This window comes from Martinezella lusitana, assembly GCF_014207095.1.
In the GTDB taxonomy this organism is placed as follows: domain Bacteria; phylum Pseudomonadota; class Alphaproteobacteria; order Rhizobiales; family Rhizobiaceae; genus Rhizobium; species Rhizobium lusitanum_B.
On sequence record NZ_JACHBG010000003.1, the window covers coordinates 228,437 to 244,474 of the forward strand.

Consider the following 16,038-nt stretch of genomic DNA (forward strand, 5'->3'; position numbering starts at 1 on the left):
CACATGGCCAAGAAGATCCGCGTGCTCATCGTCGACGATTCCGCCAGCGTGCGGCAGGTCATGACACAGGTATTGTCGGCAGATCCGGATATCGAGGTGATGGGTGCCGCGGCCGATCCCTTCATGGCTGCGAAGAAGATCCAGGAGGAAATTCCCGACGTCATCACGCTCGATGTCGAAATGCCGCGCATGGATGGCATCACCTTCCTGCGAAAGCTGATGACGCAGCGCCCTATTCCGGTCGTCATGTGCTCCTCCTTGACCGAGGCCGGTTCGGAGACGCTGATGCAGGCTTTGGAAGCCGGCGCCGTCGATATCATCCTGAAGCCCAAGATCGCCGCCGCCGACCATCTGGCGGAGACGGGGGCAATGATCCGGGAAGCGGTGAAAGGTGCTGCCGCAGCCCGGCTGGGAACGGCACGCAAACGCGTGATCGCGTCGACGGAGCCGACGGCCAAGCTGACGGCCGATGTCGTACTTCCCCCGCCCACCGGCCGGGCCATGGCGAAAACCACTGAAATGGTTGTCTGTGTGGGGGCCTCCACGGGTGGCACGGAAGCGCTTCGCGAATTGCTTACTGCCCTGCCGGCCAACACGCCCGGAATGGTCATCGTGCAGCACATGCCGGAAAAATTCACCGCGGCTTTCGCAAAGCGCCTGAATAGCCTGTGCGAAGTGGAGGTCAAGGAAGCCGAACACGGCGATGCCGTGCTGCGCGGCCATGTGCTCATCGCTCCCGGCGGCAAGCATATGCTACTCGAGCGGCAGGGCGCGCGCTATGTCGTCGCGATCAAGGACGGCCCGCTCGTTTCCAGGCATCGGCCCTCTGTCGACGTGCTCTTCCGTTCCGCCGCACGATCTGCGGCCGGCAACGCCATGGGCGTCATCATGACCGGAATGGGCGACGATGGCGCACGCGGCATGAAGGAGATGCATGACGCAGGCGCCTTCACCGTCGCCCAGGACGAGGAAACATCCGTCGTCTTCGGCATGCCCAAGGAAGCGATCGCCCATGGCGGCGTCGACCGGACGGTGGCGCTGGATCATATCGCCCGCGAAATCCTGGCCGCCGACAAGCGGCATTGACCGATCACCAAGGTGCAGGCTGGCCGCCCGCAGCCCCACTTAAAATGGTTTGTTAACCATAAATGCGTAACCATCTCCGCGCGCCATGACAGCCCTTCGCCTACCCCATTGAGTTGCCACACCCACCAGCCCAGGAAGCACCTATGGCCGTTCTGACCTTTGCCAACACCAAGGGTGGCGCCGGCAAGACCACCGCCGTCGTCATCGTTGCCTGCGAGCTTGCCAGAATGGGCTTTTCCGTGGCCGTTCTCGATGCGGACCCGCAGCTCTGGATCTCCAAATGGCATGAGCGGCTGGGCGAAAGGGCACCGGCCTCTCTCTCCGTCGTTCCCTATGTAACGGCAGCCAATCTCGGCCAGCATGCGCGCAAGCTGCGCGACGAAGTGGATTTCCTGCTCATCGACCTGCCGGGCGCGCGCAGCCCGTTGCTGGCCCAGGCACTCGGCTATTCCAACTATGTGCTCATTCCCGTGCAGGGCTCGGCCATGGACGCGGAAGGCGCCACCAATGTCATCGAGTTGCTGCAATATCTCGAAGATCGCGCCGATATCCGCATTCCCCACTCGGTCGTACTCACACGCGTCAATCCGATGGTGACGACGCGCGCGCTGCAGTCGGTAAAGGAGCTGCTGTCCAGCCGTCGCGTCCATGTTCTCTCCACGCCGATCATCGAACGCGCCGCCTATCGTGAAGTCTTCGGCTATGGCCAGACGCTCTATACGATCGACACGGATAGCGTCAGCAATCTCGACAAGGCGCAACAGAACGCCCAGGCGCTTGCGCAAGAGGTTCTACGCCGCATCCTGCCCTACAGTGGTCGCGGCGAACGGACAAAATCCGATCAGTTGAAGCTCTCGGCCTGACCTTTGCCCATCCGCCAAGTCAACCGAGGCGGGAAAGCCCGTGGACGGGGCATCGTGACTTGACATACGCCGCTCGGGCAGAAACATGAGGCGGCTATTTGCCGATCTCCTCAAACAGATGGACGTGAACAATGCGCCCCTTCCTCCTGTTTCCCCTTCTGCTGTCGCTCGCCCCTCTTTCCGTGGCAGCGGCCGAAACGCCTTGCGCCGATCTCGTCAATGGCAGCGACATCATTCAGCATGTGGATGGCTTTGCCGTGTCCGAACTCCACGATGGCTGTGCAGTGACGAACGGGCTTTTCAAATCCGGTAGCCGCTTAGGATGGTCGTTCGATCGTGCCGAGTTGAAGGGTGACGATCTCGTCGCCTTCCTCAAATCCATTTCGGCCAAGCCCGATCATTTGCCCAGCTGGGGGCGTTTCTCCGTCGAGGGCATACGTTTCGCCCCGATGATGGACAATGCCTTTGCGAACTACATCGCCTCTGTCCAGCAATGGCCGATGGATGTTTCCAGCTCGTTTCACTTCGATGCCAAGGACGGCTACCTCGATATTCAGGACGTGCAGCTGACCAATCTGCGCCTCGGCAAGGCAGCGCTGTCAGCCGAATTTATCCTGCCCAAAAACACGAATGTGCAGTCTTTCGCGGAAGGCGGCTCTGCCGGCCTGACGCATCTGCGTTTCCGGCTCGACAATCAGGGACTGTTCGAGGGAATGGCGGTGCCGTCGCTTGCTTCGTTCCTCCAGCAGATTACAGGGTCGGATGATCCTGCGCAGGGTATCAACCAATTGCGTAACAACGCCTCAACGGCGCTGCAGATGGTTCCGGACAGCCAGATCGATGCGGAATCCAAGAAGGCGCTTCTGAAGTTCTTGCAGGATATTCCCCACCCCGCCGGCTTCTTCACACTCGATCTTGCCTTCTCCAAGCCTCTTCAGATCGGGACGCTCGGGCTTGATGCCGCGCAGCTGGCACAGACTGCCTTGGCCAATGCGAAGATTTCCGTCACCTACAAGGCTCGCTGATAAAAAGTCTTGAATAGACTTCACCTCGCTACGCTTGGCACGATGCGAACGTGACCACCAATGGGCGCCAAGCGGCACCCATTGCTCCTAATAGCAGCCTCAGACCGGATCTTCGCGGTGCAGATCATGGATCGCGACCGCGTCGTCCGTCAGCGGCGGCAGCAGCCATTCGGTGTGGCGCAGCGTGCGCTTGGTGTCCTCAAGACCCATATCCCAATGTTCGCGCATCGAGGTGCCGGAAAACTCGTAGTCCTTGGCGTGGCCTTCGTAGTTCTTATGCTGATAGATCAGGTGTACGATGTTGACGACACCGGCGTCGGAATAGTCAGCAATCAGTGCTTCTTCTTCCTGTGTCAGCTGATCTTTCGACACACGCTTCAGCGCATTCAGCAACTTCATCTTGAGGCCGTGGATGCGCTTGAAGTTGTCGGTGTTCTGCCGCGTGCGGCTGGAATACATGATGTCCTTGTGACGCGACAGCACGTCCGGCATGCTGCGTGGCAGGACGCCACGGGCGCTAAAAAGATCGACCTGGAATACCAGTGAGCTGCGATCCTCTTCCTGATCGAGCAGATATTGCAACGGCGTGTTGGAGACGATGCCGCCATCCCAATAATATTCGCCTTCGATGCGGATGGCCGGCAAAGCGGGCGGCAAGGCGCCGCTCGCCATGATGTGCTCGGGGCCGATGCGGATATGGTCGGTGTCGAAATAGACGAAGTTGCCCGTGCGGACATTGACCGCGCCGACACTGAAGCGCTTCTTGCCGTCGTTGAGCACGTCGAAATCGATCAGCATCTCAAGCGTCTTCTTCAATTCCGCCGAATCGTAGAAGCTGGTAGCTCCTTCGGCACCTGGCAGTTCGAACCAGGGATTGGGAAAACGCGGCTTGAAGAAGCCGGGCTGGCCCATCGTCATGGTCATCCATGAACTCGTGCGATTGCGGATATCGCGGAAGACATCGCCTTCCGGCGTGTAAGCCCAGATCTTGCGGCCGGAGATGATCTGCCAGAATTGCTCGAGACGCTGCAGGCGGCGGCTCGGCTCGTTGCCGGCGATGATCGCGGCGTTGACGGCTCCGATGGAGACGCCGGAAAGCCATGTAGGTTCGCATCCAGCCTCGGCAAGCGCCTGATAGACGCCGGCCTGATAGGCGCCGAGTGCGCCGCCGCCCTGAAATACCAGGGCGACGCGATCATATTGCGTGGCAATTTCCGGAATTGTCGGCGCTGCGGCCTTGAGGTTTCGATCGAGCACGGTTGGTCTCCAGCAAAGGGAAAAATGGGGCTCTGTTACCGGCGTTCGGCGAGGTAGTCGTGAACGACTTCACCCAATCCGAGCGTCAGATTGGCGGTGAAGTGCACAGCGGAGACCACCTCCAGAACCGGTAGCCGGGCGACATCGGCCATGACATGCGGCCTGAGGTCGAGGGCGGCGGGCGAGGTCCAGGCCTCCTTGATGGTGATATCGGTAAGGTAGTAGCGCACCAGCTCGCAGATACGCGGCGTGGCGTCGACATGAGGCACGATCTTGATGAGGTAGTTGGGCTCCGACAAGGCGGCGAGAAGCGGCCCCTGATCGACCGGCTTGTGCTTGTAGCCCATTGTTCCCGTTGCGCAGAGGACGCTGCCATAGTGTAGCGTGCCGACGATGACTTCGCCTTCGTTGACGATCTTCGGGTTGGCGAGTTTCTTCGGAAAGCCCCAGATCTCGCGACCGCCAGTGATCGGCGCATCATCGTCGAGATACATCGAATGAACATAACCGCCGGCCTGCCCGCGATATCGCACGGGAATGACCTGTCCTGTCTCGGTATAGTCGCCGAATCCGGTGGAATCGGGCATGCGGATGAATTCGTATTTCACCAGCGGCTCGTCGATTTCGAGGGGCTCGGGCACGACCGCCTCAAGAGCCTCACGCGTGGTGCGATAGGTGATGATGATGTATTCGCGATCGAAGAACCGGTAGGGTCCTGGCGGGTAGGAGGGGTTCGTCAGCGGCATTGCATAGGCATGCTTGAGTATGTCTTCGACCTTCATCGCATTTTCCGTCGTTAGAGAAAATAGCTGTGCGCCGCGGCGAAAACTTGCACGGTTGCATGACAGCGAAGTGTCAGTTGCCGGATGGTTGTCGTCGGAGCCGGATGATTTCAGGTCCGTTCGACCCAAAATCATTCGGCTCCAGAATCAAAGAAGTAGAGCATGATGTGGCCCGAAAACCGCCTACACTTTTCGGCATCACGCTCGAATGCCCGGTCGCGCCTGTTATCAAAGCGACATACGACGCTGGCAGTGTGCGCTCACCTCGGCATTTTCAATTTACTCAACCTTGTCATAGAGATTGCGGGAGTTGCATCATGGGTTCGTTGACTTCGAAGAATGCGCTGGTCACCGGTTCGACGAGCGGTATCGGGCTTGCGATTGCGCGTGCCTTTGCTGCTGAAGGCGCGAATGTCACCATCAACGGCCTCGGCGACGCCGACGCGATCGAAAAGGAACGTGCCGCCATCGAAGCCGACTTCGGCGTGAAGTGCCGCTATTCTGGCGCCAACATGATGAATGGCGAGGAAGTCACCGCCATGGTGCGCGAGGCGGAAGATGCCTTCGGCAGCCTCGACGTGCTCGTCAACAATGCCGGCATCCAGTTCGTTGCGCCGATCGAGGAGTTTCCCGACGACAAGTGGGAAGCGATCATCCGCATCAACCTGCTTGCCGCCTTCTACGCCATCAAGGCGGCCATCCCCGGCATGAAGGCGCGTAAATGGGGCCGCATCATCAACACGTCCTCGGCACATGCCCTGGTCGCCTCGCCGTTCAAATCGGCCTATGTTTCGGCTAAGCACGGCATTACCGGCCTGACCAAGACCATCGCTCTCGAAGCCGCACGGGACGGCGTCACCGTCAATTCCATCGCGCCCGGCTATGTCTGGACGCCGCTCGTCGAAAAGCAGATTCCCGAAACCATGAAGGCGCGCAACATGACGGAAGAGCAGGTCAAGCACGACGTGCTGCTGGCCGCCCAGCCGACGAAGGAATTCGTGACCGTCGACGAGGTGGCCGCCATCGCCGTTTTCCTGTGCGGCGACGCCGCCAAGCAGATCACCGGCACGACGCTGTCCGTCGACGGCGGTTGGACCGCTGAGTAATAATCAGATCGTGGCCGGTGGATGCAGAACGCATATTTGCCGATCATCCCTCGGTCGCCGATTGCGACATCAACATGAAAACAGGGCAGGAGACGCTCAATGACCGACGAAACCCAGGATCCGCTCAGCCGCATCAAGGATGAAATCGTCGATAGTTTCGATGAAGAGCTGGAGATGCAGCTCGAAGAGGATCGCCTCGACGAGCTGGTTGCCGAGGGCCTGATCAGCGAAGGCGAGGCAACGCTCGAGCGCCGGGCCTATTTCCGCGAACTCTTCCGCCTTCAGCATGAGCTGGTGCGCTTGCAGGACTGGGTTCAGTACAAGAAGCTCAAGGTCGTCGTGCTGTTCGAGGGCCGCGATTCCGCCGGTAAGGGCGGCGCCATCAAGCGCGTGACGCAGCGTCTCAACCCGCGCGTCTGCCGGGTCGTCGCGCTGCCGGCACCGACCGAGCGCGAACGGCACCAGTGGTATTTCCAGCGCTACACCGCGCACCTGCCGACAGCAGGCGAAATGGTGCTGTTCGACCGTAGCTGGTACAATCGCGCCGGCGTCGAACGCGTCATGGGCTTCTGCTCGTCGGAGGAGCTGGAAGAATTCTTCCGCTCGGTGCCGGATTTCGAGCGCATGCTGGTGCGCTCCGGTATCATCCTGATCAAGTATTGGTTCTCGATCACCGATGAAGAGCAGGAATTCCGTTTCAACATGCGTATCCAGGATCCGCTGAAGCAGTGGAAACTATCGCCGATGGACCTGCAGAGCCGCGTGCACTGGGAAGAATACACGAAGGCCAAGGAAGAGATGCTCGATCGCACCCATATTCCGGAAGCGCCGTGGTGGGTCGTCCACGCCGTCGACAAGAAGCGGGCACGCCTCAACTGCATCGCGCATCTGCTGACACAGATTCCCTATGAAAACGTGCCGAAGCCGGAAATCATCCTACCGGAGCGCATGCGCAACGCCGACTATCATCGCACGCCGGTGCCGCCGGAAATGTACGTGCCGGAAATTTACTGACGATATCCACCGGACGGGTCCGCCCACGGCGGACTCGTCAATCAGCCAAAGACTATGGCATGCAACCACCTCGAGTGATGATATAATACGAATCTAATGTTCGTGTCGTCGGTTGAGGAGACCATCATGACTGCGCCGCATCCCTCGAAAACGCATATCGGCAACCACGCGCTTCACCCCGAAACCCAGATGTTGAACTACGGCTACGACCCGGAGCTTTCCGAGGGCGCGGTCAAGCCACCCGTTTTCCTGACATCCACCTTCGTCTTCAAATCCGCCGAAGATGGGCGCGACTTCTTCAACTACATATCCGGCCGCATCGAGCCGCCAAAGGGCACCGGCGTCGGTCTCGTCTATTCCCGCTTCAACCACCCAAACAGTGAGATCGTCGAGGATCGCCTTGCCGTTTACGAGCGCGCGGAGAGCTGCGCGCTGTTCTCATCGGGCATGTCGGCAATTGCCACGACGCTGCTTGCCTTCGTTCGTCCCGGCGACGCAATTCTGCATTCGCAGCCGCTTTATGGCGGCACGGAAACGCTGCTTGCCAGGACATTTCTCAATCTCGGCGTTTCGGCAGTCGGTTTCGCAGATGGCGTCAACGAAGCCTCGGTGACGGCGGGCGCGGAAGAGGCAATGGCAAAAGGCCGTGTCTCGCTCATTCTCGTGGAAACGCCCGCCAATCCGACCAATAGCCTCGTCGATATCGCCATGATCCGCCGCGTCGCCGATGCCATCGGCGAAAAGCAGGGCCATACGCCGATTGTCGCCTGCGATAACACTCTGTTGGGGCCTGTCTTCCAGCGGCCGATCGAGCATGGTGCCGATATTTCCCTCTATTCTCTGACGAAATATGTCGGCGGCCATTCCGACCTGATCGCCGGTGCCGCACTCGGCTCGAAAGTTGTGATGAAGCAGGTCAAGGCGTTGCGCGGGGCGATCGGCACACAGCTTGATCCGCATTCCTGCTGGATGCTCGGCCGTTCGCTGGAAACGCTGCAGATCCGCATGGAACGGGCAAACAGCAATGCGCGTGCCGTCGCCGATTTCCTGCGCGACCACCCAAAGGTCGAGCAAATTCACTATCTCGCCTATGCGGATCCGGCATCGGCCACCGGCCGGACCTTCGCCAAGCAATGCAGCGGAGCGGGCTCCACCTTCTCCTTCGACATCAAGGGCGGCCAGCCGGCTTCGTTCAAATTCCTGAATGCGCTGCAGATCTTCAAGCTGGCCGTCAGTCTGGGCGGCACGGAATCGCTTGCCTCACATCCGGCGACGACGACACATTCCGGCGTGCCTGTGGACGTCCGCCACCGGATCGGCGTTCTGGAATCGACGATCCGCCTGTCGATCGGGATAGAGCACCCCGACGATCTGATCGCCGATCTGGCGACAGCTCTCGAAACCGCCTGACGACATGTTCATTTGCCGAAGCTATGTGCCGACGATACCAGGGCGTCGTCGGACGCGGCACACGTTTGAACCGGAGCCAAATTGACGCCTACTGCGAGAGCGCAGGCGGAAAGAAAGAGACGAGAAGGCAAGTTCTTGAATCCATTGTTCGGAACGGAACATGGTCGAGCGTTCAAACTACGCCACGGTTCGTTACGGGAGCAAGACGCTCGTGCCGGCAGTCAGCTCTCGAAATCGCCGAATACGTCCTGCAAGCGGGTCAGCAATTCGACACGCTCACCCACCTTACCACTGAGTACGACAATGATGTTGCTGAGAAGGAGGTCCATCACGGCCGTCATGGTCGCGGCGCCATCCCAGAGAGGACCGTGCGAACCGGGAATGACCAGCGAGATGTCCGACACGTCTTCGGCCCAGGGGCAGAACTCATCCGTCAAGAGAATGACCTTTACGCCGGCGCGGCGCGCCTCTTCGGCGAGCGGCCTCGCTTTGGCTGCAAAGCGGCGGACATCATGGAGGAAGAGCACGCGACCTTCGACCGCTCCGTCGAGCAGTTCGGCATAGGTGCCATTCAATCCATCCATGAAGGAGACGCGTGACCTCGTGTAGGAAAGCTGGGCGGCGAAATACTGAGCAATGCCACGCACATTCTGGTAGGCGGCGACATAGACTTCGCTTGCCGCGATCAGCGCATCGATCGTCTGCTGCCATTGCGGCGCGGTCGTCAGCTCATAGATCATGCCGAGATTTTCGACCTGCTGCTGCAGCAGACCCGCGAGGAATTTGCCGTCGCGTAGATCATCCTGGAAGCGATCGAGAGACCCCTTGATCTGCCAGGCGGGATTCGAGCGGCCACCGCGCCGCAAAGCCGTCTTGAGCTCGTCGAGACCATCGAAGCCAAGCCGTCGCAGATAGCGACCGACGGTCATCTGCGAGATCTCCAGCCTGGCTGCAATGGATTTCGCTGTCTCGAAGGGAAGTTCGGCGATGTTGCGCTCGATATAGCTGGCGATCAGCTTGTCGGATTTCGACTTGCGCATGTCAGCGCTCTGCACAAGCTTCAATATATCCTTCGACAATCTTCCCTCCGATGAAGCTCCGCCCGGGACCGGACGGAGTATCGCATTATGACGTTACTGCGCTGTCTTGACTTTCGTCCATACGCGATCGAATTGACGGAGACCCGGTCCGAGATTCTCGAAGATCTGCAGACGTTTCATGGTTTCGTCAGTCGGGTTGATTTCCTTGCTATTCTTGATGTTTTCCGGCGTCAATTGGCGAGCTGGTACATTGGGCGTGCCGTTGGTCTGCTGCGCAACATTCAGCGCTGCAACGTCCGGGCGGGTATAGAACTGCAGGAACTTGGTCGCGTTCGTCTTGTTGGGCGCGGTTTTCAGCACGCACATGTCTTCCTGATACATGGTCGCGCCCTCCTGCGGGATGACATAGCCTAGATCCTTCGGATTGCCGAAAACGTTGATCATCGAGCCGACGAAGAAGTGAGCAGCGGCGATATCACCGGACTCCACCATCGGGCGCGAGTCGTAGGTGAAGGCCGCCACATAGGGCTTCATCTCGATGACCGTGTCCGCTGCCTGCTGGAGGTCCTCCGCCTTGATCGAATTGACCGAGTGCCCGTTGAGGATCAGGCCCATCCCAAGCACTTCGCGCATGTCGTCGAGCAGCGTGAACTTCAGGTGCTTCTCCTTGACGGTTGCGACCAGGTCCTTCCAGCCGGTAATGTCCTTGCCGAGAACCCGACGGTTGTAGAGAATCCCGACCGTACCGAAGGCGTAAGGCAGGCAATATTCACCCTTCGGATCGCTCTTGGCCCGCAGGAACTGAGGATCGATGTTCTTGAAGCCCTCGTAGGTGTCGATGTCGGTCTTTTCCAAGAGGTTCAGCTTGGCCATGATCTCCTGCATATGAATGGACGGAAAGACGATGTCGTAGCCGGTCGCGCCACCCTGGATCTTGGCAAGCATTTCCTCGTTGGAAGAGTAGGTCGACAGATTGACCTTGATCTTGGTCTCCTCCTCAAACTTCTGGAGGACAGCCGGATTGATGTATTCGCCCCAGTTATAAATATTGAGCTCTTCGGCGAGAACCGCTGTTGGCAGCAATGCCGTAAGCGCAACAAGGCCCAGGCGCCGGAACGCGCCCTTCAAAATCGTCATTTTGGTTCCCCTTAATAGGATTATTATCCCTTCGGCGCGCTAGGCTCGGCCTCTGTGGAAGCTAAAACCGACCGCGTTGAGGGCGTTGACTTCGACGAAAAAATGATATCAACATATCGAAATCACGCAAGAGTTAATTTAATAACATTTCGGGGAACGAAGCATGCGAGATGCAATCGTGCGGCTGGCTTCAGCCGCAAAGGCCTTTTCGACTCCTGAGGGTCGGCAGGTCAAGGCGCTTGACGGTATCGATCTGGAGATCGGCCGCAACGAGTTCATTACACTTCTGGGACCATCCGGTTGCGGTAAAACCACGTTGCTACAGGCGATCAGCGGCTTCGTCGAGCTTGATGCCGGGCGCATCGTCATCGATGGAGAGGACATGACCGATCGGCCTCCCTATCGCCGCCCGGTCAACACCGTCTTCCAGAATTATGCGCTCTTCCCGCACATGAGCGTGGGCGAGAATACAGGCTATGCGCTTGAAGCCGCTGGTGTTGGCAAGGCCGAACGGATCGAACGGGTTCACGCCGTGCTGAAGATGGTCGGGCTCGAAGATATGGAAGGACGGCTGCCGCGGCAATTGTCGGGCGGCCAGCAACAGCGTGTGGCCCTTGCCCGTGCCATCGTCGCGCGCCCCAAGGTGCTGCTGCTCGACGAACCGCTTTCGGCCCTCGACCGCCACCTGCGCGAAGCCATGCAGCTGGAATTGAAGAACCTGCAGCATGAACTTGGCATCACCTTCATCTTCGTGACGCACGATCAGCAGGAAGCGCTGACCATGTCCGACCGCGTTGCCGTGCTGAACGGCGGCCGGATCCAGCAACTCGACTCGCCGCGGCAGATCTACGACCACCCCGCCAACACCTTCGTCGCAAGCTTCATCGGGGCGAGCAACCTGTTCGAAGGCCGCAGCGACGGCCAGGATTTCGTCACCGGCGAAGGTACGGCGATCCGCCACGCGCCGATTGCGGCAATTGCGGATAAGGAGCCGGCTGTGGCGCTGATCCGCCCGGAGAATTTCTTCTTGGCCACCTCCTCCAGCACTTGCCCGGCTATCGACGTTACAGTGGAGCAAATCGTCTATGTCGGTTCGTCCTTCGAAGTCTTCGGCAGAACGGCAGGCGGCCGCAAGCTTCTGGCCCATGTTCCAGCCGCCCAGCGCGTGGCGGTCGGCCAGCTTGCCGCGGGCCAATCGGCGCGCTGGCACTATGATCCCGACAGTGTCCACCTGATCGCCTCGAGAGGGGAAGCCTGATGACGATTGCCGCACGCCGGCGTTTCCAGCTCGGGCTACTGCTCGGTCCGGTCACGCTCTTTCTCCTGATCTTTTTTATCATTCCCCTCGGCATCATGATGGTAACGAGCTTTCTGACGCCAGGCCTCTATGGCGGCGTCGAATGGGGATTCTATCCCGACAATTTCGGCCGCATCCTCGGCTTCGCCAATCCGGAATTTGAGGAATACGATCCGGTCTATATCGGCATCTTCCTGCGTTCGCTCCGAATTGCCGCCGTGACTGTGGTGGCGACGCTGATCGTATGCTACCCGGCCGCCTTCTACGTCAGCCAGCTGCCGGACAAATGGAAGAATTTTTGCCTCTTCCTGATCACTTTGCCGTTCTTTTCCAGCCTCATCGTACGGCTCTTCGTCTGGGTGATGATCCTGCGCCCGACGGGCCTGATCAACAATGCTCTGATGGTAACGGGCGTGACCTCCGCACCACTGGAGATGATCTACACGGACGGCGCGATCATCCTCGGCATGGTCTATGTCTTCGTGCCATTCATGTTCATGCCGGTCTATGCCAGCATCGAAAAGCTCGATTGGAGGCTTATTCAGGCGTCGCTCGATCTTGGGGCCGGCCCGATCCGCACCTTCTTCCGTATCATTCTGCCGCTGACGACCCCAGGGATCATCGGCGGCTCGATCATCGTCTTCATCCCAGCTCTCGGCAATTTTGTCGTGCCGGCCGTTCTTGGCGGGGCCAAGGTCATGATGCTGGGCAATCTCATCGAGGCGCAGTTCCTCTCCGCCCGCAACTGGCCGTTCGGTTCGGCGCTCGCGATGATGGTCATGGCCGTCATGCTGGTGCTGCTCGTCGCCTATGTCATCGTCTCCGGCCGCCGCAATGCGACCGCAGCACTGACGGTCTGAGGAGGGAATCATGAAAATTGCACGCACCCTCTTCAACGGCGGTCTGGCGCTTTACACCATCCTGTTCTTTGCCTTCATCTATATCCCGCTCGTCCTGATCGCCGTCTATTCGTTCAATTCGAACCCGGTCAACATGATGAGCTGGAGCGGTTTCACGACAGACTGGTACGCCCAAGTCTTCGGTTTCAAGACAGCCTCTTCCGAAAGCGCGCTCTACATAGAATCGACCGATCAATTAATCGCCGCCGTCTTCAATAGTCTCAAGATCGCAATCTCCACCACAGCGATCTCGACCGTGCTCGGCACGGCCATGGCGATCGCGCTGCACCGGTTCAACTTCCTCGGCAAGCGCTTCTACCAAGTCGCCATGTTCATGCCGATGCTGATGCCCGATATCGTCCTTGGCATCGCACTGCTCATCTTCTTCGTCAGCGCCGGCATAAAGCTCGGCCTCATGACGATCATCATCGGTCAATGCACCTTCCTGACGTCCTATGTTTTCATCGTCGTCTCGGCGCGACTGGCCGGCATGGATCGGACGCTCGAAAATGCATCGGCCGATCTCGGCGCCAACGAGTGGATGACGTTCCGCCGCGTGGTGCTGCCACAGCTCATGCCGGGCATCCTCGGCGGGGCGCTGCTTGCCTTCATCATCTCGATGGATGATCTGGTGATCACCTATTTCATCGCCGGTGTCGACGTCACGACCCTGCCGATGTTCATTTTCGCCATGCTCCGTCGCGGCATCAAACCAGAGATCAATGCGATCGCAGTGATGATGCTGACCTTCTCCTTCCTCGTGGCCTCCCTTGGCCTTTATCTTCGCTCCCGGCAGAAATGACATGACAACAAAAACAAATACCCGCAAACTCCGCGGCCGCCAGCTAGGCCTGCCCTTTACCGGTCGCACCGGCGCAAACAATGCCATAACGGATGTGGCCGGCGTCGGCGTAGGCTTTCAAACGATCATCGAGAACGAACCACGCCCCGGCCGCAGGCGGCCGACGCGCACCGGCGTGACCGCGATCCTGCCGCACATGGGGTCCGAAACGCCGGTTCCCGTCTATGCCGGCGTCCACCGCTTCAACGGCAATGGCGAAATGACCGGTACGCACTGGATCGAAGACGGCGGCTACTTCCTCGGACCTGTCGTCATCACCAACACGCATGGCGTCGGCATGGCGCACCACGCTACTATCAAGTGGATGATCGACCATTACGCCTCGACCTATCAGACTGACGATTTCCTCTGGATCATGCCTGTTATCGCCGAGACCTATGACGGTGCGTTGAACGACATCAACGGAATGCATGTTAGCGAGGCTGACGTGCGCGCCGCCCTCGACAACGTTGCGGCAGGCCCGGTACAGGAGGGTAGTTGCGGCGGCGGCACAGGCATGATCACCTACGGTTTCAAGGGCGGCACGGGCACCTCGTCCCGCGTTGTCGAGTTCGACGGGCGGAGCTATACGATCGGAACGCTGGTGCAGGCCAATCACGGCCAACGCGACTGGCTGACGATCGCAGGCGTGCCGGTCGGCAAGCACATGCGGGACGGCACGCCGCAGAGCCAGCTTCAGGAGCGCGGTTCGATCATCGTCGTCATCGCTACCGACCTGCCGCTTGCACCGCATCAGCTCAAGCGTCTCGCGCGCCGCGCCGCCATAGGCATCGGCCGCAATGGCACGCCGGGCGGCAATAATTCAGGCGACATCTTCCTGGCGTTCTCCACCGCCAATGCGCACCCCATGGCACATAAGGCCAGTGGGCACCTTCCCCTGCAAATCGTCAACGACGAACCGCTCGACCCCATCTACATGGCAGCGGTCGACAGCGTCGAAGAAGCTGTGGTCAATGCGATGCTTGCGGCCGACGACATGGGTGGCACGCCCCACGACCGTTTTCTCATTCGGGCGATCTCCCATGATCGGCTCGCGGAACTGGTGCAGCAATATGGAAGGATGGAGCCGGAAGGTATCCAATCCTAGTTCGATGGGTTGAAATGGGCCGCCGGCACGCTGGTTCGTCCGGTGCCGGCGCGCTTTCGGCAATGATGCGGCAAGCCCCGCCGCATCTCGTGGCGTTGAAACTCGCCTATGGGTGTGCAGTCTTGTGTTCAGGTGCTGTCGATTGGCGCAGGATCGCGTCCCTCATCAGGGCTTGCAACCAATCGGAAAAAACCTGGACACGAAGTGAAAGATGTCGGCGGTGCGGATAAAGCAGCGTCATTTGCAAGGGTTCTGCGCGAAAATCCGGCATGACCTCCGCGAGTTCACCCGCCTGCAGATGTTGCTGGAGATCATAGGCGGGATTCTGGATCAGCCCCAAACCGGCAATGCAACAGGCAATATAGGCTTCGGCGCTGTTGACGGTGACGCGGCCTCGCATTGGTACGCTCTGCAGCGAGCCTTCATGGATCCATTCCCAGGGTTCGATCCGCCCTGACGAGGGCGAGGCGTAGTTGACAGCCCAGTGGTGGGTAAGATCCTCCGGCCTCTGCGGGATACCGTGGCGAGAAAGATAGTCCGGACTGGCGACATTGATGAGCGGTAGCCGACCGATCGACCGGGCAATCAGACCTGAGTCGCTTAACGGCCCGACGCGCAGCACGCAGTCGACGCTGTCCTCAACCAGATTGACGGCGCGGTCGGTGATGCCGAGGTCGATCTCGATATCGGGGAACCGATCGAGGAAAGACGGCAGCGCCGGAGCGATGATCAACCGTCCAATCCGGCCCGGTACATCGGCCCGCAGCTTGCCGGAGGGCTTCGCGCCACTCTGGCGAAACAGGTTTTCCGTTTCCTCGACGTCGGCAATCACCCTGAGGCAACGCTCGTAGAAGGCAGTGCCATCCTGCGTGGGCGATACTTTGCGTGTGCTGCGGTGGAGCAGCCGCGCACCGATACGGCCCTCCAGCTCAATAACCGCTGCCGACACGGAGGACCGGGGCAGGCCAAGAGTGTCGGCCGCGCGGGTAAAACTGCTGCATTCCACGACGCGGGTGAAAATCCTGAAAAGGTCAATCCGGTCCAAGCCTAAAGCCGCCCATTGTCCGTGAATTCTGACAGATGATGTCAAACTAGCCCGCTTTATCAGCGAAATCCAGACGATAGATTGGCCTCATGAACGGCAGCACGGTGTTGCCGCATCGCCCAAGGAGG

General features: G+C 59.5%; 15 protein-coding genes. 10 read left to right on the forward strand and 5 right to left on the reverse strand.

The window, feature by feature from the left end; all coding sequences use genetic code 11:
• The first annotated feature begins 3 nt into the window (after positions 1-3).
• From GGD46_RS09155 to GGD46_RS09165, 3 genes are all read left to right on the forward strand, one after another.
• Positions 4-1,086 carry a chemotaxis response regulator protein-glutamate methylesterase gene (locus GGD46_RS09155; protein ID WP_184703439.1) on the forward strand — a complete coding sequence of 361 codons (1,083 nt, stop codon included), beginning with the start codon at positions 4-6 and terminating at the stop codon, positions 1,084-1,086.
• A gap of 143 nt (positions 1,087-1,229) precedes the next feature.
• Entirely contained in the window at positions 1,230-1,949 is a 720-nt protein-coding gene (locus GGD46_RS09160; RefSeq protein ID WP_184703440.1) for a ParA family protein, read from the forward strand.
• 131 nt (positions 1,950-2,080) lie between these two features.
• Positions 2,081-2,974, forward strand: a complete 894-nt coding sequence (locus GGD46_RS09165; protein WP_184703441.1) for a hypothetical protein — start codon at positions 2,081-2,083, stop codon at positions 2,972-2,974.
• A gap of 99 nt (positions 2,975-3,073) precedes the next feature.
• Here the strand turns inward: GGD46_RS09165 and GGD46_RS09170 are convergent, their stop codons facing one another.
• Positions 3,074-4,231: a patatin-like phospholipase family protein gene (locus GGD46_RS09170; protein WP_184703442.1), complete on the reverse strand. Its 1,158-nt coding sequence runs from the start codon at positions 4,229-4,231 to the stop codon at positions 3,074-3,076.
• Between the two features lie 35 nt (positions 4,232-4,266).
• Entirely contained in the window at positions 4,267-5,013 is a 747-nt protein-coding gene (locus tag GGD46_RS09175; protein WP_184703443.1) for an acetoacetate decarboxylase, read from the reverse strand.
• Positions 5,014-5,330: 317 nt separating this feature from the next.
• On the opposite strand from GGD46_RS09175, the gene GGD46_RS09180 reads away from it, so the two are divergent.
• From GGD46_RS09180 to GGD46_RS09190, 3 genes are all read left to right on the forward strand, one after another.
• Positions 5,331-6,119: a 3-hydroxybutyrate dehydrogenase gene (locus GGD46_RS09180; protein ID WP_184703444.1), complete on the forward strand. Its 789-nt coding sequence runs from the start codon at positions 5,331-5,333 to the stop codon at positions 6,117-6,119.
• Positions 6,120-6,218: 99 nt separating this feature from the next.
• Positions 6,219-7,133 (forward strand): polyphosphate kinase 2, encoded by a 915-nt coding sequence (gene ppk2 / locus GGD46_RS09185; protein ID WP_184703445.1) that lies wholly within the window; start codon positions 6,219-6,221, stop codon positions 7,131-7,133.
• Positions 7,134-7,259: 126 nt separating this feature from the next.
• Positions 7,260-8,543 carry a cystathionine gamma-synthase family protein gene (locus GGD46_RS09190; RefSeq protein ID WP_184703446.1) on the forward strand — a complete coding sequence of 428 codons (1,284 nt, stop codon included), beginning with the start codon at positions 7,260-7,262 and terminating at the stop codon, positions 8,541-8,543.
• A gap of 221 nt (positions 8,544-8,764) precedes the next feature.
• On the opposite strand, the gene GGD46_RS09195 is transcribed toward GGD46_RS09190, so the two are convergent.
• Complete coding sequence (locus GGD46_RS09195; protein WP_184703447.1) at positions 8,765-9,622, reverse strand: MurR/RpiR family transcriptional regulator; 858 nt, start codon at positions 9,620-9,622, stop codon at positions 8,765-8,767.
• Positions 9,623-9,676: 54 nt separating this feature from the next.
• Positions 9,677-10,720 (reverse strand): spermidine/putrescine ABC transporter substrate-binding protein, encoded by a 1,044-nt coding sequence (locus tag GGD46_RS09200; RefSeq protein ID WP_184703448.1) that lies wholly within the window; start codon positions 10,718-10,720, stop codon positions 9,677-9,679.
• Positions 10,721-10,883: 163 nt separating this feature from the next.
• On the opposite strand from GGD46_RS09200, the gene GGD46_RS09205 reads away from it, so the two are divergent.
• From GGD46_RS09205 to GGD46_RS09220, 4 genes are read left to right on the forward strand one after another with little or no spacing between them, the layout of a single operon-like run.
• Entirely contained in the window at positions 10,884-11,978 is a 1,095-nt protein-coding gene (locus GGD46_RS09205) for an ABC transporter ATP-binding protein (protein ID WP_184703449.1), read from the forward strand.
• Positions 11,978-12,877 carry an ABC transporter permease gene (locus tag GGD46_RS09210; protein WP_184703450.1) on the forward strand — a complete coding sequence of 300 codons (900 nt, stop codon included), beginning with the start codon at positions 11,978-11,980 and terminating at the stop codon, positions 12,875-12,877. Before GGD46_RS09205 ends, GGD46_RS09210 begins: the two co-directional genes overlap by 1 nt.
• A 10-nt stretch (positions 12,878-12,887) precedes the next feature.
• Positions 12,888-13,718 carry an ABC transporter permease gene (locus tag GGD46_RS09215; protein ID WP_184703451.1) on the forward strand — a complete coding sequence of 277 codons (831 nt, stop codon included), beginning with the start codon at positions 12,888-12,890 and terminating at the stop codon, positions 13,716-13,718.
• Between the two features lies 1 nt (position 13,719).
• Positions 13,720-14,865 carry a P1 family peptidase gene (locus GGD46_RS09220; RefSeq protein WP_184703452.1) on the forward strand — a complete coding sequence of 382 codons (1,146 nt, stop codon included), beginning with the start codon at positions 13,720-13,722 and terminating at the stop codon, positions 14,863-14,865.
• A gap of 106 nt (positions 14,866-14,971) precedes the next feature.
• On the opposite strand, the gene GGD46_RS09225 is transcribed toward GGD46_RS09220, so the two are convergent.
• Positions 14,972-15,910, reverse strand: coding sequence for a LysR family transcriptional regulator (locus tag GGD46_RS09225; protein ID WP_184703453.1), 939 nt, complete (start codon positions 15,908-15,910; stop codon positions 14,972-14,974).
• Positions 15,911-16,038 lie beyond the last annotated feature (128 nt).